Origin of the sequence: Actinoplanes sp. NBRC 101535 (genome assembly GCF_030269225.1) — a bacterium.
In the GTDB taxonomy this organism is placed as follows: Bacteria; Actinomycetota; Actinomycetes; order Mycobacteriales; family Micromonosporaceae; genus Actinoplanes; species Actinoplanes rectilineatus.
On record NZ_BSSY01000017.1, the window covers coordinates 133,683 to 155,492 of the forward strand.

Sequence of the window (21,810 nt, forward strand, 5' to 3'; positions counted from 1 at the left end):
CGTCCCGTGGATCAACTGTTCGATGCCGCGGGTACGCTCCGGGTGCGCTACGAGAGCATCGACTGGACGGCGACGCCGCTCGGCCCGGTCGCGTCCTGGAGCACGGCGCTGCGGTCGGCGGTGGCCCTCGCCCTGCACAGCAGGTTTCCGGTCACCCTGTTCTGGGGACCCGACCTGACCCTGATCTACAACGAGGCGTACGTCGAGATGATCGGCGCCAAACACCCGTCCGCCCTGGGCGCCCCGGTAGCGACGATCTTCCCGGAGATCTGGGACACCATCGGCCCGATGCTGCACGGCGTGATCAGCACCGGCGAGGCGACGATGGCCGAGGACCTGCGCCTCATGATGGACCGGCACGGCTTCCTCGAGGAAACGTACTTCACGTTCTGCTACTCGGCGGTGGTCGGCGAATCCGGCGACATCGAGGGCGTCATCGACATCGCGACCGAGACGACGGGCCGCATCCTCGCCCACCGCCGGCTGGCAGCCCTGGCCCGCCTGACGGACGCTCTGTCCGAGGCCACGACCGACGCCGAGATCGTCACGCGGGCGACCGAGGTGCTGGCCGGCGCCGCCGACGACCTCCCCGAGTTCGCCGTCCGCCTGTCCCCACCGCCTGCCGCAGCCGCTGTCGCCGGCGGTGCCGAAAGTCTCGGCGTGGCGCCGTCCTCGGGAGGTTCGACGCCGATGCGGGATGCCCGCATCATCCGGATACCGCTGTCCGCCGACGCCGGACACCCGTATCTGGATGTCCGCCTCAGCGACCACCTGCCCGTCGACGACGAGTACCGCGGATTCCTCCGGCTGATCGCCGCCGCCCTCACACAGGCGTTCACCCGGGTCCGCCAGTGGCAGGCCGAACGGCGACTGGCCGAACTCGAACACCAGATGTCGGAAGCCCTCCAGCTCAGCCTGCTCACCGCACCCGCCAGGCCGGAGGACCTCGACGTCGCCGTCCGCTACCGCAGCGCCGCCGAGCAGACCCACGTCGGCGGCGACTGGTACGACTCGTTCCTGCTGCCGGACGGCTCCCTGGCCCTGGTCGTCGGCGACGTGTCCGGCCACGACCGGCACGCCGCCGCGGTGATGGCGCAGATGCGGAACCTGCTGCGCGGCGTCGCCTACGACGGGGACCGCTCACCCGCGCAGATCCTCACCACCCTCGACGCCGCGATGCGGGGCCTGCGGGTCGGTTCCTTCGCCACCGCGATCCTGGCCCGCGTGGAACACGACGAGAATGGCCACCGTCTGCGCTGGTCCAACGCGGGCCACCCGCCGCCGGTGCTGATCCCGCCGGACGGCCCGGCCCGCCTGCTGACGACTCCGGTCGACATCCTCCTCGGCCTCGGCCTCACCGGTGCCGCCCGGCCGGCACCGTCGCCCGCCGACTCCGGCAGCCCGCGTTCCGCCGTCCGGGCGGCCGGGAACACCCGTCGCGATCACGTGGTGGGCCTGCCGCCGGGTAGCGTCGTCGTCCTCTACACCGACGGCCTGGTGGAGCGCCGTGGACAGATCATCGACGCGGGCCTGGCCGATCTGACGGACACGCTGACCGCCCACGCCGGCCGGTCGGTCGAGGACCTGTGCGACCTGCTGCTGGACCGTTTCGCCGACAGCGAGGACGACATCGCCCTGGTGATCCTGCGCATCCCCGCCACCGCACCCGTCAGCGCCCCCACTCCGGCCGCCGGCGGTGCGCGGTGAGAGCGTGTCCACCGACCGGTTGACAACCGGCCTCGGTGGGTCGGTCGTCCCGGGGACGACCACTGTCCGGCCAGGATTACCTCATCGCCGCGACATGCCGGCGGGCCAGAGGGAACCGTCGCCGCAACGTGGCGGTCCAGCCGAGGGAGACGACACCATGCAGCACGACGCGACCATCACCACCGGCCGGGGCGTGCCGGCTTCGACCGCCGCCACCATTCCCGCCACCGTTCCGGCGGACCCTGCTGCTCCCGCCTCCTCCGTACCCGGCGGGGTGGGTTCGATGATCCGCGCCCTGGCCTGGGACCTCGGATTGCCGGTCGCCACCTACTACGCCCTGCACGCGGCGGGCGTCGGCGACACGGCGGCGCTGTTCGCCGGGACGGTCGCCGCCGGTCTGCGCCTCGCCACGGTCGCCGTCCGCGATCGTACGCTGAGCGCCTTCTCCCTGGTGATCGGCGCGATGTTCGGCGTCGGCCTGGTCTTCACCCTGGTCACCGGTGACCCGCGGATGATGCTCGTCAAGCATTCGGTGACCACCGCGATCCTGGGACTGGCGTTCCTCGCCTCAACGATGCGGGGACGCCCGCTCACGCTCGCCGCCCAGCAGAGCTTCCTGCCGGCGAAGGCCGCCGAACTCGCCGAGCTGTACGCGACCAGCTCCCGTTTCCAGCGCGGTCACCGGGTGTCGTCCATCGTCTGGGGCGCCGGACTGCTCGCCGAGGCGGCCGTCCGGCTGGTCCTGATCTACGTTCTCCCGGTGCCGGTCATGGTGGGCCTGTCCACGGTCCTCACCGTCGTCACGATCACCGGCCTGATCGCCTGGAACGCCCGCTACCAGGCAGCCCAGAAGCGTGCCGCCCACGCACTGGCCGCCTGACCGGATCGTCAGCCCGCCAGCTCGCCCAACGCCGCGTGGAAGACCTCATGATGCCGATCCACGTCCCGCTCACTCGTCTCCGGGCACATCAACACCATGTTGTGGAACGGTGTCAGCAGCACTCCGCGGTTCGCCAGGTACAGGTGGAGGAAGTCCTCCAGCTCCGCGTCCGCACTCCGCGCCGCCTGCGCCCCGTCACGGGGAGCCGGGTCCGCGAACCGGTACTCCACCCGGGCTCCGAGGCGGCTGACGGACCACGGCAGCGCGTACCCCGCAATGATCGTGGAAAGGCCGGCGGCGAACGTCGAGGCCCTCGCGGTCATGGCGGCGAAGGCGTCGTCGGTGAGCACCTCCTCGAGGGTCGCGCGGGTGGCCGCCATCGACACCGGATTGCCCGCGAGCGTGCCGCCCACCCCACCCATGTCGATCAGGTCGAGGTCCGCGCGGCCGCCCAGTGCGTCCGCCAGCTTCGCCGACAGGCCGTAGGCACCCACCGGGATGCCGCCGCCGATCGCCTTTCCGATGGTCACGACATCCGGATCCAGGTGCCAGAATCCGGTCGCCCCGCCCGGCCCCGCCGAGAACGTGTGCGTCTCGTCGTTGATCAGGTACGTGCCGTGGCGCCGGGTCAGGTCCCGGACCCCGGCCAGGTAGCCGTCCTCCGGCAGCACGATGCCGATGTTGGTCAGCGCCGGTTCCATCAGCACCGCCGCCACATCGCCGTGCGCCAGCTCCCGTTCCAGGCCGGCCAGGTCGTTGAACTCGGCGACCCGGCTCGTGACGGTCACGTCCACCGGCGCCCCGACGTTGCCGTCCCGGCTGCGCCCACCACCGTCCGGACCGGAAACGATCAGTGATTCGTCGACCGAGCCGTGGTAGCACCAACTGTTCACCAGGATCTTCGGACGGCCGGTGACCGCGCGCAGCAGCCGGATCGCCCACCGGTTGGCGTCGGTGGCGGTGAGCGCGAAACTCCAGTACGGCAGTCCGAACCGCCGGGCCAGTTCGGCGCCCGCGGCCGCCGCGTCCTCGGTGGGCAGCATCGTGCTCGCGCCGCCGAGGACGCCGAGCCGCCGGGTGACCGCGGCGACCACCGGCGCGGGGGAGTGGCCCGCCATCGCCGCCGTGTCGCCCAGGCAGAAGTCGACGAACGTGTTGCCGTCGACGTCGGTGATCCGGTTGCCGCGGGCGGTGGCCAGGTGGATCGGGAAACCCGCGGCGGTCTTGTTCATCCAGGTCATCGGGACACGACCGAAGAGATGACCTGCTTTGCGGTACGCGGCCGCCGACCGCGGGTGACGGTCCGCGAACGTCACCCGCTCACGGTCGGTGAGACGGTGCAGCAGCGAGCGGTCGATGGCGGCGTCTACTCCTTCGAGGTGCGCAGCACGGTGATGGACTGGCCCCGGCCGTCGGACACGTAGAGACGCAGCCCGTCCGGGGAGATCGCCACCACGCGCGGGCTGTCACCGACCCCGACCGTCGACACGACCTTCCCGTCCTTCAGGTCGACGACCGACATGTTGTCGGTGCCCTCGTTGACGACGTACGCGTGCACGCCGTCCGTCGAGATCATCACAGCCTGCGGTTCCCGGCCCACCTTGATCTTGTGGAGTTGCCGCATGTCCGACGTGTCATAGATCTCCACGGTGTCCACGTCGTAGTTGGTCACGATCAGCTGCTTGCCGTCCGGGGTGACCGCCAGCGCGTGCGGCGACCTGCCGACCTTGATGTTGCGCTTGACCAGGCGATCCTCGGCCCCGATCACCGAGATCTGGCTCGACTCGTGGTTGGCCGTGTACGCCGTCCTCCCGTCCGGCGAGAACACCACCCAGTGCGGGTTCGGCGGCACCGTGATCCGCCCGTCCTCGGTCAGCGTCTCCGGGTCGTAGATCTCCACCCGTCCCGCATTGTGAATCGGCACCCAGATCCTCCCGGCCGCGTCCACCGCCGGCTCGAACGGCCGAGGACCGGTTCTGATCGTCTTCACCAGCTTCCGCGAGGCAGTGTCGATCACGGCGAGACCGTTGCCGGTGAAGTCGTTCTCGAACAGCGACACGTACAGTCGCCCGCCGTCCTGCGACACCGCGAGGAACCTCGGCGTGTTCGGCACCTTCACCGCGCTCGCCGTCCCGGTCGCCGCGTTGACGAAGTGCACGTCCTTGGAATTCTGGTCAGCGACGTAGACGGTCTTGTTGTCCGGCGACACCGCGACACCCTCCGGCTCGCGGCCCAGCGGGAACGTGTCCACCACCGCGGGCTGCGGCACGCTCTCCACCGGCGCGGCCGTCGGCTCCACCGGCGACGGCCCGGTCCCCGCCGGATCCGGCGTCGCCTGCGAACCGGCCGCCGGAGGCGCAGCGTCCTGCTGATCCTGATCAGAGGTCAGCACCCGGAACCCGACATAGGACCCGGTCGCCAACATCAACACGACCAGGAGCACCGCAGCCACCCAGGCCCGCCGCCGGCGAGGCGGTGGCGCACCATTTCCGGGGTACGGGTCAGCCGACGGCGGAACCGGCTGCCCGGGCCCGCCGGGGCCGGCCGGTCCCGCAGGACCACCCGGCAGAGCGGGCGCCGACGGGAACCCCGGGTAGGCCGGGCTCACCTGAGCCGCGGCAGCCGCATAGGCCGGACCATTCTGAGAAGCGGGGTACTGAGGCGGCGCCGTCGCCTGGTGCGGTGGCACCGGGTAGGCGGGACTGACCGGATAGGCCGGCGCGGGATAACCCTGAGCCGGATAAGCCGGACTGACCGGATAAGCCGGACCCGCCTGGGTAGGCGGATATCCCTGGTTCGCTTGGGCAGGCGGATATGAATGCCCCTGAGGGGGATAGGACTGGTCGGGCCGGCCGTAACCGGGAACCTGCTGACCCTGACCCGGATGACCCTGACCCGGATACCCCTGTCCCGGATGCGCCTGTCCCGGCTGCTCGGAGTGGCCCGCTTCGGCATAGGGCTGACCGGGCACCGGATAACCCTGACCCGGCGCCTGATAGGGCGGCCCGGAGTAGGGCTGAGCCGGATATGCCTGCCCGGGCTGAGCCGGGTATCCCTGTCCAGGCGGAGGCGGATACCCCTGGCCCGGAGGCGCGGGATACCCCGGAGCCATCGGAGATCCCGGATAGGCGGAGCCCGGCGGCATCGCCCCTTGCTGCGCTCCCGGATATGTCGGGTCGGTGCCATGCTGCTGTCCGGCCCAGGGCCCATCCGGCGGATTCTGCCCGTGCGGCGCGTAGGGCCCGCCCGGCGGCGTCGGTCCAGGCTGCCCGTGATAGGCCCCGCTTGTCGGTGCCGGCCCAGGCTGCCCCGCGTAGGGTCCGCTCGTCGGTGTGGGGCCCGATTGTCCCGTGTAAGGTCCGCCCGGCGGAGTCGGTCCGGGTCGCCCGTGCGGCCCTGATTGCCCATGTGGCCCTGGCTGTCCGTGTGGTCCGGCCTGATGTGGGGCGTTCCACCCGTCGGCGGGCGCAGGCCATCCGGAAGCAGCGGGCGACATCGGCCACGCCCCGCTGGGCGTCTCGTTCCAGCTCGGACTCACACCCGACGTGGGTGCCCCGGCCCCCGCCGGAGGCCAGGACGAAGCCGGAGTCCCCGACGTCGGAGCGGCCCCAGGTCCCCAGTGCCGGGTCGGATTGTCCGCAGGCGGAGGCGGAACCGGCACCTGACTGTTCCAGGCGTCCACCATGTTCCCCACGCCCTCGGCCCGAACCGGAGTGGTCGACCAGGGATTGCTCCCCGGCGAAGTCCCCGGCCCCTCCGAAGCCGAACCCACAGAGCCACCATCCACACCCCCGGCGACGGCATCCGTACGCCCGGAGCCACCGCCCGCGCCACCAGAGGTGGCGTCCGAACGCCCGAAGCCGTCACCCGCACCACCGGAGACGGCGTCCGCGCGACCTGAGACGTTGTCCACCCGAGTGGTGGCCGCCGAGTCCCACGGCGCAGCAGTCCCAGAATCGGTGCTGTCCGGTCCGGCGCTCCAGGGCACAGCTGTCGTGACGGCATCGCCGTCCGACGCCGTGCTCGCCGCTGCTGCCGTCGATCCCGTGCCCGTCGCCGCCGATGTCGCCGCCGTCGTTGCCGTCGCCGATGTCGCCGTCGTCGCTTCGGTGGAGGTGGGAGTGGAGGTGGGATCGGTGTCGCCGGTTCTCGTTACCGGCCGGACCGCGCTCGGCCCGGCGGCGGCCACCATGAACGCCCCGACACTCCCACCCACCGGGGCATGCCGTTTCCCGCTCTCGCTGAACGTTGCGGAGTCACCAGGGTTGTCCCGATCCTCCCGCTCAGCCGGCCCACCACGCGAATCCGAACCAGAAGCCGAACTCGAAGTCGAACCCGATTCCGGTCCTTGACCCGGAGCCGAATCCACAGCGGGCACAGCCGTCACCGGCTTGTGCGGAGCCTGTTCGTGAGACGCCCACTCGTGAGAAGCCTGTTCGTGAGAAGCCTGCTCCTGAGACGCCGCCTCGTTGGCCGTGACCGGGCTGCTGTCCGGGATCGAGTCCTCAGTCTTCGAGGCTGTCGAGCTCGCTGCGGAATCGCCTGTGTGGGGAATCGGCTCCCCGACTTCTTGCTCCGACTCGTCGGGGATCCTCGAGGATGAGGAAGTGGTGGGCTCATCCGCCGTTACTGGGGAACCACCCGCCGCAGCAGGGCCGTCGGGGGGAACGGCTCCCGAGTCCGTATGCGCGACGTCCGTAACCGGGGCCTTCGGTTCCGCAACCGTCGGGGCCGCGACGTCCGAGACAGGAGGCTCCGGGGCCGTAGCCGCCGGAGTTGGAGCCGTAGCCGCCGGCGCCGCCGGGGTTGGAGCCGTAGCCGCTGGAGTTTCCGTAGCCGCGGGAGCCGCGATGTCCGCGGCCTTCGCCGGTTCGGGTTCCGGGGCCGGCTGATTCACGGATGCGGCGTCCGACCAGCTGCTTCCGGGCCACGCCGAACCTGTCCAGCTTCCGCCGGGCCACCCGCCGCCAGGGCTGGGCCAACCACCTCCGGAACCGGGCCAAGCCGTCCCTGCCGGCCGGCTGTCCGAGGCTGTTCCCGCCGACTGTCGCTCCGGCGTCGTCCCGGCCGGTCGTTCCCCCGCGCCTGTCGTTGCCGGTCGTTCGCCAGCTGCGGCTGCGGCTGCGCCTGCGGCCGTCGTTGACGGCCGGTCGTCCGCTGCTCCCTGTCGTTCCTCCCGCGCTGTCGTTGTCGGCTCGCCTGCTGGACCCGTGGTTCCCGAAGCCGCCCCGACCGTCCCGTCGGCGGGAGCCTTCGGGACAGCAACCGCCGACGGTGCTTCGGGGGGAAGGGCGTTCGCGGAGTCACCGTTCAGAGGCACAGCGCTGGTTTCCACAGCTGTCTCCAGGGAAGGCGTGACAGCCTCGGCACGGGCAGTCGTAGGTCCGGTCGTAGGAGGCTCGGCATCCTTCGTGACCGAGGGCGGGATCTGCTCGGGAACCGGCACAGGAACCACGGTGGGAACTGTCGCGGACGGAACCGGCGCGCTGGCCTTCACCCCGGCGCGCGGCAGGATCGGCGCTTCCTCATCGTGGCCGGGCCCGGTCGCCGCGGGGGTGCCCACTGCGCCACCGCCACCGCCACCGCCACCGGTCACCGCGTCGACAGCTGGACGCGGCGGTGTGCCGGTGTCGGCGGGAGGGCTCTGCGGCGTACCCGGAGAGGTGCCTGACTGTCCGAAACCCGCACCGGGCCACCCACCGCCCACCGCACCGGGCTGGGGCCACCCCGCGGCAGGGACCGGCTGACCTGCCGGAACCCCCGCGGGCCTGCCACCAGAACCAGAACCGGAATCGGACCCGGCGGAAGACGGCACGGCAGGTCCGGGCGAAGAGACGGCGGGCCCGGAGGACGACGCTGCGGGGGCCGGTGACCGCAAAACGGGCACCGAAGATGCCGCACCGGATGCCGGGGTGGGTACGACCGGGACCGAAGGCGCCGACACCGCCTCACGCGCTCCCGGCCCAGCCGGTAGAGCCCGCGCCGTCCGCCCCGACGGACCGGCAGGAAGGGCGGCCCCCGTCTCGAAGTCCGCCGCGACCTCGCCGATCACCGCGACCCGGGCGTTCCCCGCCGGACCGTCCAGGATGATCTCGCCGTGCAACCTGCCGACCGTCGGGAACCAGGAGACCCGCAGCGTGTTGCCCTCGAGGCGGGCGCGCAGGCCCTCCGCCGTGCTGCTCACCGCCGACGCCGCGGCCAGGGGCGGGCCCTGGACCGGGATCTCCGCGGTCAGCTGGCGGGTGCCGGGGGCGACCCGGCCGAAGTCGAGGCTCGACTCTGTGACGCGCAGGGAGGTCCGCCGCAGTGCCGCCGCCGCGGCTGCCGCGACCCGGCCCTCGCCGCTGGTCAGCCCGCGGAGTGTCTCCCGTGCCTCGACCGCGCGGGACAGGTCGTCGCCGGCCGCGTCCGCCGCCAGTCCCGCGATGCGGGTCATCTGGTCGCTGCCCGGTCGGCGGATCCGTGACAGATAGGCCTGGCGGCCCGACCCGAACACCCACTGCCGCACGCTCGGGTCGCGTTCCCGCAAGTATTCGTAGAGTTCGCCGACACCGACGAACCCGTCCCGGTCGCGGTCGGCGGCGGCGCCGCGGACGCCGTCGGCGATCAGGCCGGCGAACGTCGGGGGTTCGGCGCGGGCCGTCGTGGCCATCACCACGCGGCTCTGCCACTCGGCGGACCGCGCCGCCCGGAAGTGGTGTCCCGCGTCGACCGGTCCGCCGGTCCGCCCGTCGAGCATCACCACGGCCTGCCCGGCCCGGCAGCGTTGCAGCAGCGAGGCGACCTGCGACACGTCGACCGCGGTCTCGGCCGGCCGGCCCATCACGGTGTCCGCCGCGGCGAGGTGGAGCCCGCCGCCCGGCCCGGTGAGCATCACGCCCCGGAAGTAGAGGATCACGCAGTCGTCCTGCGCCCGGCCCTCGAAGAGGGACTTCACCTGCTCGAACGTCTCGGCGGTGCTGGGGTCGCGCAGGAACGTCACCTCGAACCCGCCGAGCCCCGAGTCACCGAGCACTTCGGAGAGTGCGGGCACGTCAGCCGACGGCACCGCGAATCTGCCCAGCACCGGATCGTCGTGGTGCTCGATCGTCACCACAACAGCCAGTCGTCGCCCGCTCATCGCATCACCCTTCATCCATGGTGCGTTGCCGGAGCGAGCCACGAAACCCTTTGATGATTACGAAACGCCAGGCCTCCACAACACAGAGTTGTTGATCTCCGTGTTCCCGGTCCGTTTCGGACAGCCCAAGAACACCGATCTACCTGCGATGATGTTACCCGCGCCCGGTGCGCCCCCAGGAGCCCCGGCGCACCGACTGTCGGATGTCCGAATCAGCCGAGAATTTCACCGGATCCAGTGGAAGGTGCGTGCCCACCCTTCCGAAATGCCGGAAACCCGTCTGTCGCCGCCGGCTTCCGCTCTTCCCGATCTTCCTTGGGGGTACGCGACAGCCCCTCCCCGGCAACCACACCTCCCCGGAGAGCGGTTGCGGCCTGACTGCCGCTCGATGCCGTTGCGCCGGCGCCGGGCTCACGGTGGGTGGTCACCGGTACGGCGTTCGCCCCTCGGGGGACGCGCGTGGGGCCGGGGCCGGCTGGGCGCACAGGTGGCTCGCCTGCCGTTCACTGGCAGGCGAGCCTGATGGTCGTCGACCGGGCACGGAAACGTCAGCGGCCGCGCTGGGGGCGCGGTGACGATCCGGCTGTCGGATGCCGCAGTGCCCCAGCGGTGCGTGGGGAACCGGGGCATGCCCGTGCTCCGCACGCCGGCTGCGGCTCGGCGGCGTTGTGCAGCACGCCGACTGGCGCTCGGCGGCGTTGTGGTGCGGGCCTACTGGTACTCGGCGGCGTCGTGGTGCGGCCGACGGGTACTCGGCGGTGGAGTCGAAGGGGTCGGTGAACGGGGACGACGTGAACTACGAAGGCTGGTCACCGGGTGTTCGGTGACATGGCGGGGGACGCCGGATGCTGAGCAGCGGCGCTGGGCAGCGTGCCACCTCGCACCGGCAGCATGCTGGACGACGCCGGCTGGTGTCCGGCGGCGTTGACGGGATGGACGGCGGGCAGCGAGCTCAGACCGATCGTGATCACGCCGATGAGTGCGGTGTGCGGGACGCGTACATGCGTCCGCACCGCACCGGCGGAAACCTGGCCGGGCGGAACTCGGGTACGGCGGTGCCGTCGACGGGAACGGTCAGACGGTGACGTCCACGGCGTTCCCGGTGTTGCTGCGGGCGATCCGGAGCCGCAGGGCCTCGATGTCCTGGGACGACTCGATCCGGGCCACCGCGTTCTCGGCCGCGGTGACGGCCGCCCGGTCGGCGGTGATGACCGAGTGGCCGGCCTGGACCGGCGTGAGGTCGGCGGCCAGCTTGAGGCGGGCGGTCTGCAGGCGCGTCCAGGCGGCGTGGCTGTTCCAGTTCGCGGCGGGTGCGGCGGTGGCGCTGACGGACATCGGGACTCCTTGTTTGTCTAGGCCGGGCAGGACGATCCCTCTGATCGGCAGCACCGCTCCCGGGTTGCAACTCTCGAACCCAACATCATCCGAAAATTTCTTTTAGCTGGCCGTTCGGCTACCCTGAGCGGCTGAAAGGTTGATTTCTCGTGATTCTGGCCCGCAGCCCGCCTTCGAGGTCTATGCGCGTTCCGTGGTCAGTGTGCGAAGCCCCTCCGCGTGGTGACTTCAGCCGCGCCAGGCGCCCGAAGTCGTCACGCTCGTTTGGGTGTGGTGATTACGGGCGCGCTGGGCGCCTGAAGTCGTCACGCTCGTTTGGGTGTGGTGATTTCGGGCGTGTTGGGCGCCTGAAGTCGTCACGCTCGTTTGGGTGTGGTGATTACGGGCGCGCTGAGCGCCTGAAGTCACCACACGGGCGCTGTCGACCCGGCCCGGGGGCTCTGCGGCGGACCGGTGACAGACGAAAGGACCGGCCCGGCGGATAGCCGGACCGGTCCTGGAAGAGCGGGCACGAGGCGTGTCAGCTGACGACGCCCGGGTGCCGGACCGCGAAGGGTCAGCCGGCGACGGCCGCCAGCGCGCGGGCCTTCTCGGGCCAGGTGGCGAGGCTCGCGGAGCCACGCATGCCGGCCGCGGTGACCGCCTGCTTGAGGTCGTTCACGTCGGATTCGGCCAGCTTGTCGTAGGTGGTGATCCCCGCGGCGGCCAGCGCGATCGCGATCTTCGGGCCGATGCCGGGGATCTTGGTCAGGTCGTCGGGCTGCTCGACGCCGGGGGAGTCGATCGGCACGATGACGGACGGGTCGTCCACGGCGGGAACCGGCGCGGCGGCGGCATCCGACTCGAGCGCGGGCTCACCGGCCTGGGCCGGAATGACCGACGTCGGCTCGTCGACGGCCTCGACCGCGGCGGTCTCGGCGGCCGACGAGGCGGACGCGGACTCGACGATCACGGGCTCGGACGGCTGCACCGGGATGATCACGGCGGTGGGCTCGTCGCCGTTGTCCTCCGACGCGGTGGCCGGAACGTCCGCGATCTCAGCGTCGGCCTTGACCGGGGCCTCGTCCACGGCCGGGGCGTCCAGCGCAACCGGAGCGTCCGGCACGGCCGCGGTGGCCGGAGCGGCGGACTCGGTGGCCTGCGCCGGCACGATCAGCGAGGTCTCCTCGGCGGACGCGGCCGGGTCGAGCGGCTCGGCGGCCGGGGCCTTCTCCGGGATGATGACCGCGGTCGGCTCGTCCTCGTTCTCGTAGTACGCGGACTCGACGAGCGGCGCGGACGCCACCACCGGCTCGGCCTCGGCCACCGGCTCGGCCTCGGCCACCGGCTCGTCGATCCCCGAGACGCTGCCCGCGGCGGTGCCGGAGGAGGAGAAGGAGGAGGAGGAGGCCGGGTCGAGCGGGATCACCGCGGTGGACTCGCTGGCCGGGGTGTCCGTAACCGCCTCCGGCGTCGCGACGACGGGCGACGTGAAAACCGAGGTCGCCTCCGCGTCGTCATCCGAGGAGGAGGCGGAAGGCGCGGCAGGCGAAGACGCGACGGAGGAATCGGCGGCCGGAGATGCGGCGGCCGGAGAAGCAGCCGACGTGGCCGCCACCGCGGCGATGACCGCGGCCGGCTCCGGCGTCGGCGCGTCGGCGGATTCCGTGGTGGCGGGGGTGGTGGACGACTTGGGCTTGAAGGCGGCGGCCGGCGCGGACTTCGCGTTGAGCTGGCGTCCCCACACCAGCCAACCCGCGATCGCGCCGATGACCAGCCCGGCGACAAAGGAGAGGAATGATGCCATATGGGGCCTCCGGACAGGAGAGGAGGATGCTTTGCGGTAGCGGGCAGCTTCGCACATCACCGTACGCAGCGAGAACGAGGGTGCCGTTCGTCCGCCATACGGTGCCACCTGCACCCGGACCGGGGCGCCAGATCATTTCCGGCAGGTTACGCCCGGTCGGTCGTTGCAGGGCGTGACGGGTATCAGGGCCTGGAGAGTACGAAACGGTTCGCCGCGTACGTGATCGCCCAGAGGATGCCACCGATGAGCAGGAGGATTCCCGCGACGCGGTAGTCCGCGCCGTCCCGCCCGCTCCACGGGCTCGCCAGGAATGCGCAGCTGACCGCCCCGATGACCGGAATGACCGTCGGGGTGCGGAAGTGCCGGTGCGACACCGGGTCGCGGCGCAGGACCAGGACCGCGACGTTCACCACAGTGAAGACGACGAGCAGCAGCAGCGCCGTGGTCCCACCGAGCGCGGTCAGGTCGGCGTACCCGATCAGTCCGAAGGCCACGACGGTGGTGAAGAGGATCCCGACCCAGGGCGTACGCCGCCCGGCGTGGACCCGGCCGAAGGCCGCGGGGAGCACGCCTTCGCGGGCCATCCCGTAGAGCAGCCGGGACGCCATCATCATGTTGATCAGCGCGCTGTTGGCCACCGCGAACATGGTGATGAACGCGAACACCGAGAGCGGGAAGCCCGGCGCCCCGGCGGACACCACCTTGAGCAGCGGGGTCTCGCCCTCGCCCAGGGCGGCGGGCGGCACCAGCGCGACCGCCGAGATCGCCACCAGGATGTAGATCAGTCCGGTGATGCAGAGCCCGGTCAGCATCACCTTGGGGAAGATCCGGACCGGGTCGCGGGTCTCCTCGGCCATGTTCACCGAGTCCTCGAAGCCGACCATGGCGAAGAACGCGAGGGCTGTCCCGGCGGTGACCGACAGGACGACGTTCCCGTCCGGGGAGGAGAACGACGTGAGCCGGGACAGGTCGCCGTCTCCGCCGCCGATGGCCCACGCGCCGATGACGATGACGATCAGCAGCCCGGTCAGTTCGACCGTGGTGAGTACCACGTTCGCTTTGACGCTCTCGCCCACGCCCCGGAAGTTGATCACCGCGACCAGGGCCATGAAGCCGATCGCCACGCCGGTGGAGGGGCCGAACACGGCGGCGAAGTTGCCGGCGAACGCCTTGGCCGCGCTGGACGCCGACGTCAGCCCGGAGCACATCACCGCGTACGTGATCATGAAGGTCAGGAAGTGCAGGCCGAACGCCTTGTGCGTGTAGAGCGCCGCGCCCGCGGCCTGTGGATACTTCGTCACCAGTTCGAGGTAGCTGCACGCGGTCAGCAGCGCCACCACGAACGCCAGCAGGAACGGCAGCCAGACCGCGCCGCCGACCTCGGTGGCGACCTTGCCGGTGAGCGCGTAGACACCGGTGCCGAGGATGTCGCCGACCACGAAGAGCAGCAGCAGCCACGGTCCGATCACCCGGTTGAGCGTCGTATCCACCATGACCTATGGACTCTACGGCCACGGGTGGCCATCCGCCCGGTGACGGACGGATGACCACCCGGACGGATCAGTAGGAGGTCACGAAGACCGGCTGGCCCACCTTGGTGGTGTCCGCGGCCGCGCCGACACCGTTCACCACGTGGTCGATGACGCCCGCACTCAGGTTGACGGTCATGATGTGGTGCAGCTCGACGCCCGGTGTGGACGGCACCTCGAACCCGTTCGCGGTGTGGATCGACGGGTTGTTCTGGTTGAACACGTAGACGCCCGCGCCGTACAGCCTGTGCTGCTTCACGCGGTTGCCGACCTTGTATCCGGCGTATCCGAGTGTCGACCCGTTCATCCAGTCCGCCTGCGTCGGCGGGTCGTACGGGAGCTCGTTCTGGTACAGCACGGTCGTGCCGCGTTCGCCGTTCCAGACCGTGTTGTACTTCTGGAAGTGCTCGACGAACAGCCCGGTCGCGGTCACGTCGTCGCCGTTGATCACCGCGCCGTACCGTCCGGTGTTGGTCCGCCAGCGGTCGGTGTCGCCGTTGACGCCCTGGGTGAAGCCCTCCACGCCGTGGTCGCCGCGCCACACCCAGGTGTGGTCGATCAGCACGTCGTCGCTGTTCACCTCGAGCGCGATGTTCGTCTTGCCGATGTGCGGGCCGCCGACCCGGAAGTAGACGTCGCTCAGCGTGGTCGGGTTCGACGGCGAGGTGACGCCGTTGCCGCGGCCGACGCGCAGCAGTACCGGCGATTCCTCGGTGCCGGCATCGATGGTCACGCCGGCCACGATCACGCCGGGCACGTCCGCGAGGTCAAGCGGCGTCGCGCCGTTGACGGCGGTCAGCGTGGCGTGCCCGATGCCGAGCACGACGGTGTTGGGCCGGGTCACCTGGATGCTGCGGGCGATGTCGTACACGCCCGGCGTGAGCAGCAGGTGCTTGCCGAGCGCGAGCGCCAGATTGATCTTCGCCACCGAGTCGCCGGGCTTAGCGACGTAAAAATCCGACAAAGGCAGCACTTTTCCAGACTTGGCGTTCCAGGACGTCCCGCTCGTGTTCCGTGCCGCAGCCGGCACCCGCACCTGATACTTCCCGCGAGAGTCGACGAACAGGAACGGCTTCTCCCGGCTCACCGGCGTCTTCGCGAGTGTCGTGTAGGGCGGATCCGGGAAGGCGGAGTCGTCAGGAGCCCCGTCGACACCCGAGAACACCTGGTTCCACACCGCGTTCGACCACGACGCCACCGAACTGTTCCGGGTCAGCCACTGCTGCTGCGACCCGTTCGTCGTCGCCGGCAGCTTCGAGTCCGCGATGAACCCGCCGCTCGCGTACTGCGGTCCGGCCGTGCAGTAGTCCATCAGCGACAGCGTGCCGCCGGTGAACTCCACCCGGCGCAGCGACACCGCCTGCGATACCGCCCAGAAGTTCGCCGTCTGCCGGCAGCCGTCCTGGCCCGCACCGTTGATGTTGACGGTCAGGTTCGACACCGTGCGCCAGAAGTTGACCAGCGCGATGCAGTTCGGGTTGGCCGGATCCGAGCTCAGGCAGCGGTTGTAGGCCTCCACCTTGCCGTTGATCACCACGTCGCCCGGGTTCGCGCCCAGGCCGCTGATCTCCGTGTAGTAGCCGACCTTGACCTGCAACGGCTGCTCGGCCGTGCCGTAGGTGCCCGGTTTGAACAGGAACGCGAACCGGCTCGTGCCCATCTCGTTGTCGACCTGCGCCGCGTAGGTGGCGTCCAGTTTCGCCTGGATGCTGCTCACCGGCATGCTCGGGTCGAAGACGGTCACGTTCGTGCCGAGATCGGGGGCTTTCACGGCCGCCGGCGAGGCGGTGGCCGGGCTGGGTGCCGCGGTGACGGCGAGGACCATCGACAGAAACACCGCGGGGGTACGCCGTAACGACCGCGACCGTGGCTCGCGGCGGGAGAGTCTCGTCATGCGGAGGGTGTCCTTCCGTAACAAGATCGCAATGATCCCCGTCACGGAACCAATCGGCGAAGCTCCATGTCAAGGGTGGCGATCCGGCATACCCCACGCTTCCGGGACGAGTCACCCGGGTTCCGGAACCGGATGCCCATTCAGCTGCCCGAAACCGCTTCCGGTACCGCTTCCGCGAACACCACCACGTTGTCCCGGTAACTGCCGCGATCCCGGTCCAGCGTTCCGCCGCACGTGACTAGACGCAACGCCGCGTAACTCACCGGCCCGTAGACCGCCGCCGTCGGGAAGTCGTCCTTCGGGTACGCGAGGACCCGTCGCACCGCGAAGCGGGCCACGGAACGGTCGGCACGGCGTACCAGGATGATGTCGCCCGGGGTGAGCTCCCGGAGCCGGAAGAAGACCGCGGCGCCCTCGCGTGCCGTGTCCACATGCCCGGCGATCACCGAGGCGCCCGGCTCACCCGGCGTGGGCGAATGTTCGTACCAGCCGGCCGGAGCGTCCGCCCGCAGCGGCGGAACCTGCAGCGTGCCGTCCCCGCGCAGCCCCAGTTTCATGACCGCGGTGTCCACGCCGATCGCCGGGACACTCAACCGCACCGGCACCGACCGCGGCATCGCGCCGGCACGGTCGTCCGGCGGCGACGCCTCACCGCGGTCGTCCGGCGGTGACGCCTCACCGCGGTCGGCCGACGGTGACGCGGTGGCGGTGGCGACGGGCGCGGCCACCGGCGGTGGGAGTGTCGGCTCCGCGCGTACTCCCATCGCGGTCAGGGTCGAACCCAGCACCGCGAACAACACCGCCGCGGCGGCCGCCCGCCGGTCACGCACCACAGGCAGTGCGAACCGTGACCGGCGGGGGACCGGGGCGTGCGGCCGGTGGGCGGCGTCAGCGGCGGACCGCACGCCATCCCGCGCCCATCGCGGCGACCAGGAAGAACAGGCCACCGGCCAGCAGGGCCACCCGGGTGCCGGAGGCCGTGCTGCCGCCGCCGGCGTCCACCCCGCCCGAGGGTGTCGGCCCCGCCGAGCCCGGCCCGGAGTCGCTGGGCACCGGTGACGACGGCGCCGGCGGCGACGAGGCCGGGGGCGTCGGCGAGTCGGGCGGGTAGGTCGGGGAAGGGGGCGGCGACGGGGGCGAGGAGGGCGGGTAGGAGAGCGAGGGGCCGACGCTCGCCGACGGGTGACCACCGGGCGGGGCGGAGGTCGGGGTCACCGGGTAGGAGGGCTCGGTCACCGTGCCGCCACCGTCCCGCGTGCAGAAGGCGAGTAGCAGGAAGAGCAGGATCAATGCGACCAGCAGGGCGACGCCGAGCGCGATCTGCCGCGTGCGCCGCCCACGGCCGCCGGACGCCGGGTAACTGTCGTCGGCCATCGTCGTGCCTCTCCGGGAGGGGGACCGTCACGTTAGCGACCCCGTGGGAGGATCGCAGCCTTCTATCCGTGATCGGTCACTCCGGGCGATTCAGGCGACGAGGTAGGCGATCACCGCCAGGGCGACGACGCCGAGCGTGGCCAGCAGGATCGGGCTGAGCCGCCAACGTCGTGGGCCCGGCGCCTCCCCGGCGGAGGGCGTGCCGGAAGGGGAGACGGCCGGTCGCGGCAGAGCCGGGGCGGCGTCCACCGGCGGCATCCGGTACATCGGCGGGACCTCCGCCGTGGGCATGGCCTCCGCGGGGTCCCCGGCGTTCTCCGGGCCGGCGGGCCGCAGGAACGGCCCTGCCGGCGGGCTCACCGGCGGCACGCTGCCCGGCATGATCTGCTGGCGGGCCGCGAAGATCTCCGCCTGCTCGGGGTCGGTCGGCGCCACCGTGTGCGGTCCCGGCGCGGCCCGCCCGCGCGGCGCCATCGGCGGGAAGAACCCGGTGACCGGTGGAATCGGCGTGCCGCCCGGCTGCACGTGCTCGGTCCAGCGGTGCCCGTCCCACCAGCGCTGCGCGGGCAGGCCGTGCGGGTCGGCGTACCAGCCGGCGGGCTGCGCGGGGCTCGTCATGCGGGGCGGTCCTCCTGCGGGCTCGTCATGCGGGGCGATGCGGTGCTGCCGCCGTCCCGATCGGCGGCGCACCCGGCCGCTTGAGCCCTCACCCGTCCCGCCCGCTGATTTTCCGCGGCGTCACGGGGTGCTGTGGTGGGCCCACGGGGCGGCCCACCACAGCGAGGGTTGCCCCGTCTCAGGACTGGACGATCCGCAGGTCGTCCACCGCGGCCTCGACCAGTGACGCCGTCCCCAGGTCGGCCGCCTCCACGGTCAGCCGGATCGTCTGCCCGGCGTACGCCGACAGGTTCGCCGTGCCGGTCGTCCACGCCGCCGCCTTGTTCGCCGCCGCGGCAGTCTGCGACAGCACGATCGTGCTGCCCGAGCCGGTCACCACGCTCACCCGCAGGTAGTCGGCGCTCGTCGCGTTGTTCAGGTACGCCAGGTACCAGCTCAGGTTCAGCGTCAACGTCCCCGTCGACGGCAGGGTGATCGCCGGGGAGGTGAGGCCGGTGGTGCCACCGTCCAGGTCGTTCGCGCCCGCGCTCGCCCCGGCCGTCGCCCCGGTGACCAGGGCGTAGCTGCCGCCGGCCGCCGCGTCCAGCTGGGTGGCCACGCCGGAGCTGGTGGTCGCCTCCGGGTTGCCGCGTTCGAGCAGACCGGCCGTCGCGGTGTCGGCCGTGCCGCGCGTCCAGGTGGTCGCCGTCTCGAAGCCGTCGGACCAGACGGTGGTCCCGGTCGGCGGTTCGCCCGCGCTGTCCGCCAAGGTCCAGACGGCGTACGCGATGGCGTCCGTGTTGCGGTCCAGCGCGGTGTCGCTGATGTTCGTGCTGGTGTCGCAGGCCGCGTGGTAGCACGGGTCGAAGCGGGTGGCCGTGCCGCCCCAGAGCGTCACCTGCGCGGCGGTCTTGGTGCCCTCCGCCCCGGTGAAGGTGCCGCCGGCCGGGATGCCGGCCGCGATGAACGGCCCGTAATCGCTGCGCCCGTCGAAGTCGGTGCCGCGGGTCGGCACCCCGATGGACGTGAAGTAGTCGGCGAGCACCTGTTCGATCTCCGCGGATCCGGCCGGTCCCGGTCCCGACCCGGTGTTGTCCGAGTTGTCCCCGTCGTAGAGGAAGTAGCCGGGGTTGGGGGAGCCGATCATGTCGAAGTTCAGGTACCCGGTGATCGCCGCCTTCTGCGCGGTGCTCAGCGAGTTCACGTACGCGGTCGAGCCCCGCAACCCGAGTTCCTCGGCGCCCCACCAGCCGAACCGCAGATGCCGGCCGGGCTGGAAGTTCGAGCGGGACACCTGCAGCGCCACCTCGAGGATGCCGGCCGAGCCGGAGCCGTTGTCGTTGATGCCGGGGCCCGCGGTGACGCTGTCCAGGTGCCCGCCGATCATCAGCGTGTCGGACGTGTCGCCGCCCGGCCAGTCGGCGATCAGGTTGTACCCGGTCGCGCCGTTGTAGGTGAACGACTGCTGTGTGGTGGTGAATCCGGCCGCGTCCAGCAGGCCTTTCACGTAGGTGACCGAGGCCAGGTACCCGGCCCGGCCGTGCGCCCGGTTGCCGCCGTTGGCGGTGGCGATGCTCTGTAGCTGGGTCAGGTGCGCCTTGACGTTGGCGACCGGGATGTCCGGGGCGGCCGCCGCGTACGCCGGGGTGGCCGCGGACAGGCCGCCGGCGATCAGCGCCGCGACGCCGAGGAGGGGGAATGCTCGCACGGGTGTCCTCCGTGGATGCCTAGGGAACGGAAGGTCGCCCGAGCATCGCAGAGGAACCAGGTCAGCAGGGCATATCAATCGACACCTATCGCATCGACCGTTCCGCAACCCGATGATCCGGCAAATGAATCACCGCCGCGACCGGGCGCCCGTCCATCGACGAATGTTTACTGTGCGAGAGATCGATCGACCACAGTGAACGGAAGGCAGAGGATGCGAAGAGTCCTTGCGGCCACCATCGCCGCAACTGTCGGCCTGCTCCTCGGCGCCGGCGTGATCCCGGCGACGGCACAGGCGCACGGGGTCACGACAGGAGCCACCAAGGGCGGTTACACGCCACCACCCATCGACTGGGGAGTCTGCACCCGGGCCAGTCTGGTCGCCCGCGGCGCGCAGTGCGGCTTCCTGGTCGTCCCGCTGGACTACGCCAAGCCGAAGGGCGCCACGATCAAGGTCGCGGTGTCCCGGATCAAGCACAAGTCCGCCGACGCCGACTACCAGGGCGTCATGCTCGTCAACCCGGGTGGTCCCGGCGGTTCCGGTCTCGGTCTCGCCATCCTGGGCGAGTTCGTCCCGGACGGAGCGGGGGAGTACTACGACTGGATCGGGTTCGACCCGCGCGGTGTCGGGTCCAGCGTCCCGGCGCTGAGCTGCGACCCGGGCTACGCCGGCTACAACCGGCCCTACTACGTGCCGGTCACCAAGGCGCTGGAGAAGACCTGGCTGGCGAAGGCCGCCGGATACGCGAAGGCCTGTGACGCCGCCGGCGGTGCCCTGCTCGACCACGTGAAGACGACCGACACGGTCGCCGACATGGAGAGCCTGCGCAAGGCGCTCGGCCAGTCGAAGATCAACTACTACGGTTTCTCGTACGGCACCTACCTGGGCCAGGTCTACGCGACGCTGCACCCGGACAAGGTCCGCCGGCTGGTCTTCGACGGTGTCGTCGACCCCCGCCGGGTGTGGTACGACGCCAACCTCGACCAGGACGTCCAGTTCGACAAGAACATGGACGTGTACTGGGCGTGGGTCGCCCGCAACGACGCCGTGTACCACCTGGGCACCAGCGCCAGGACGGTGGAGAAGAAGTACTACGCCACCCTCGAGGCGCTGCGGAAGACCCCGGCGGCCGGCAAGATCGGCCCGTCCGAGTTCAACGACATCTTCCTGTCCGCCGGCTACTACGTCTACGGCTGGGAGTCGATCGCCGAGGCGTTCGCCGCCTGGGTCAACGACAAGGACGCCTCCGGTCTGCTCGGCCTGTACGGCGAGCCGGGCGGTGCCGGCGCGGACAACGGCTACGCGATGTACCTGGCGACCGAGTGCACCGACGTGCAATGGCCGACCCGGTGGTCGACGTGGCAGCGGGACAACTGGGCGATCCACGCCAAGTACCCGTTCATGGCCTGGAACAACGCCTGGTTCAACGCGCCCTGCCTCACCTGGGGCGCCAAGGCCGGCAAGCCGGTCGAGATCAACGGCAGGAAGGCGCCCGCGTCGCTGCTGATCGCCGAGACGTACGACGCCGCGACGCCGTACTCCGGGGCGATCGAGGTACGCAAGCGCTTCCCGAAGTCGGTGCTGATCGAGGGCGTCGGGGGCACCACGCATTCCGGCTCGCTCAACGGCATCGCCTGCACTGACGACCTGATCGCCGCCTACCTGGCCACCGGCGCCCTGCCGGACCGGGTCCGCGGCAACCGCTCCGACGTGCAGTGTGAGCCCAACCCGCAGCCGGATCCGTCGGCGGCGGCCACCCTGCGGTCCGCTCCGGACTCCGCCCGCGCCGAGATCCGCGAGGCGATCGGCGCTCGCTGAGTCCCCCGGTGTGTTGATTTCGGGCGCGCTGCGCGCCCAAACTCACCACACCGGCTTGGGTG

At 71.2% G+C, this 21,810-nt stretch carries 17 protein-coding genes; 6 read left to right on the forward strand and 11 right to left on the reverse strand.

Going from position 1 to position 21,810, the window contains the following annotated elements; translation table 11 throughout:
- Positions 1-6 precede the first annotated feature (6 nt).
- On the forward strand, positions 7-1,707 hold the full coding sequence (locus tag QSK32_RS35325) for a PP2C family protein-serine/threonine phosphatase (protein WP_285474357.1): 1,701 nt from the start codon (positions 7-9) through the stop codon (positions 1,705-1,707).
- A gap of 157 nt (positions 1,708-1,864) precedes the next feature.
- Positions 1,865-2,587: a VC0807 family protein gene (locus QSK32_RS35330; protein ID WP_285474358.1), complete on the forward strand. Its 723-nt coding sequence runs from the start codon at positions 1,865-1,867 to the stop codon at positions 2,585-2,587.
- Positions 2,588-2,595: 8 nt separating this feature from the next.
- Here the strand turns inward: QSK32_RS35330 and QSK32_RS35335 are convergent, their stop codons facing one another.
- Together QSK32_RS35335 and QSK32_RS35340 are read right to left on the reverse strand one after the other, a co-directional pair.
- Positions 2,596-3,945, reverse strand: a complete 1,350-nt coding sequence (locus tag QSK32_RS35335; protein ID WP_285474391.1) for a transaminase — start codon at positions 3,943-3,945, stop codon at positions 2,596-2,598.
- Between the two features lie 8 nt (positions 3,946-3,953).
- Positions 3,954-5,030 carry a YncE family protein gene (locus tag QSK32_RS35340; RefSeq protein WP_285474359.1) on the reverse strand — a complete coding sequence of 359 codons (1,077 nt, stop codon included), beginning with the start codon at positions 5,028-5,030 and terminating at the stop codon, positions 3,954-3,956.
- Between the two features lie 1,477 nt (positions 5,031-6,507).
- On the opposite strand from QSK32_RS35340, the gene QSK32_RS35345 reads away from it, so the two are divergent.
- The 3 genes from QSK32_RS35345 (at position 6,508) to QSK32_RS35355 (ending at position 9,477) form a co-directional block, all read left to right on the forward strand.
- Positions 6,508-6,939: a hypothetical protein gene (locus QSK32_RS35345; protein WP_285474360.1), complete on the forward strand. Its 432-nt coding sequence runs from the start codon at positions 6,508-6,510 to the stop codon at positions 6,937-6,939.
- A gap of 1,929 nt (positions 6,940-8,868) precedes the next feature.
- Positions 8,869-9,060 (forward strand): hypothetical protein, encoded by a 192-nt coding sequence (locus QSK32_RS35350; protein ID WP_157411489.1) that lies wholly within the window; start codon positions 8,869-8,871, stop codon positions 9,058-9,060.
- Positions 9,061-9,231: 171 nt separating this feature from the next.
- Positions 9,232-9,477 (forward strand): hypothetical protein, encoded by a 246-nt coding sequence (locus QSK32_RS35355; protein WP_052721127.1) that lies wholly within the window; start codon positions 9,232-9,234, stop codon positions 9,475-9,477.
- A 1,039-nt stretch (positions 9,478-10,516) separates the two neighbouring features.
- Here QSK32_RS35355 and QSK32_RS35360 read toward each other — a convergent pair.
- From QSK32_RS35360 to QSK32_RS35400, 9 genes are all read right to left on the reverse strand, one after another.
- Positions 10,517-10,720 carry a hypothetical protein gene (locus tag QSK32_RS35360; RefSeq protein WP_045747189.1) on the reverse strand — a complete coding sequence of 68 codons (204 nt, stop codon included), beginning with the start codon at positions 10,718-10,720 and terminating at the stop codon, positions 10,517-10,519.
- A 61-nt stretch (positions 10,721-10,781) separates the two neighbouring features.
- Complete coding sequence (locus QSK32_RS35365; protein WP_045747188.1) at positions 10,782-11,042, reverse strand: hypothetical protein; 261 nt, start codon at positions 11,040-11,042, stop codon at positions 10,782-10,784.
- A gap of 556 nt (positions 11,043-11,598) precedes the next feature.
- The gene (locus tag QSK32_RS35370; RefSeq protein ID WP_285474361.1) at positions 11,599-12,828 is read right to left on the reverse strand and encodes a helix-hairpin-helix domain-containing protein; all 1,230 of its coding nucleotides are present in this window, start codon (positions 12,826-12,828) and stop codon (positions 11,599-11,601) included.
- Positions 12,829-13,010: 182 nt separating this feature from the next.
- On the reverse strand, positions 13,011-14,321 hold the full coding sequence (locus tag QSK32_RS35375) for an APC family permease (RefSeq protein ID WP_045747186.1): 1,311 nt from the start codon (positions 14,319-14,321) through the stop codon (positions 13,011-13,013).
- A gap of 67 nt (positions 14,322-14,388) precedes the next feature.
- A complete protein-coding gene (locus QSK32_RS35380) occupies positions 14,389-16,251 on the reverse strand; it encodes a pectate lyase-like domain-containing protein (RefSeq protein ID WP_285474362.1) in 1,863 nt (620 codons plus the stop codon).
- 140 nt (positions 16,252-16,391) lie between these two features.
- Positions 16,392-17,081: a class F sortase gene (locus tag QSK32_RS35385; RefSeq protein WP_285474363.1), complete on the reverse strand. Its 690-nt coding sequence runs from the start codon at positions 17,079-17,081 to the stop codon at positions 16,392-16,394.
- A 58-nt stretch (positions 17,082-17,139) separates the two neighbouring features.
- Positions 17,140-17,625, reverse strand: coding sequence for a hypothetical protein (locus QSK32_RS35390; RefSeq protein ID WP_285474364.1), 486 nt, complete (start codon positions 17,623-17,625; stop codon positions 17,140-17,142).
- Positions 17,626-17,715: 90 nt separating this feature from the next.
- A complete protein-coding gene (locus tag QSK32_RS35395) occupies positions 17,716-18,243 on the reverse strand; it encodes a DUF2510 domain-containing protein (protein WP_285474365.1) in 528 nt (175 codons plus the stop codon).
- Positions 18,244-18,421: 178 nt separating this feature from the next.
- Positions 18,422-19,930 carry a M28 family peptidase gene (locus QSK32_RS35400; protein WP_052721125.1) on the reverse strand — a complete coding sequence of 503 codons (1,509 nt, stop codon included), beginning with the start codon at positions 19,928-19,930 and terminating at the stop codon, positions 18,422-18,424.
- Positions 19,931-20,143: 213 nt separating this feature from the next.
- Between QSK32_RS35400 and QSK32_RS35405 the strand changes: the two genes are divergently transcribed.
- A complete protein-coding gene (locus QSK32_RS35405; RefSeq protein ID WP_045747182.1) occupies positions 20,144-21,748 on the forward strand; it encodes an alpha/beta hydrolase in 1,605 nt (534 codons plus the stop codon).
- Positions 21,749-21,810 lie beyond the last annotated feature (62 nt).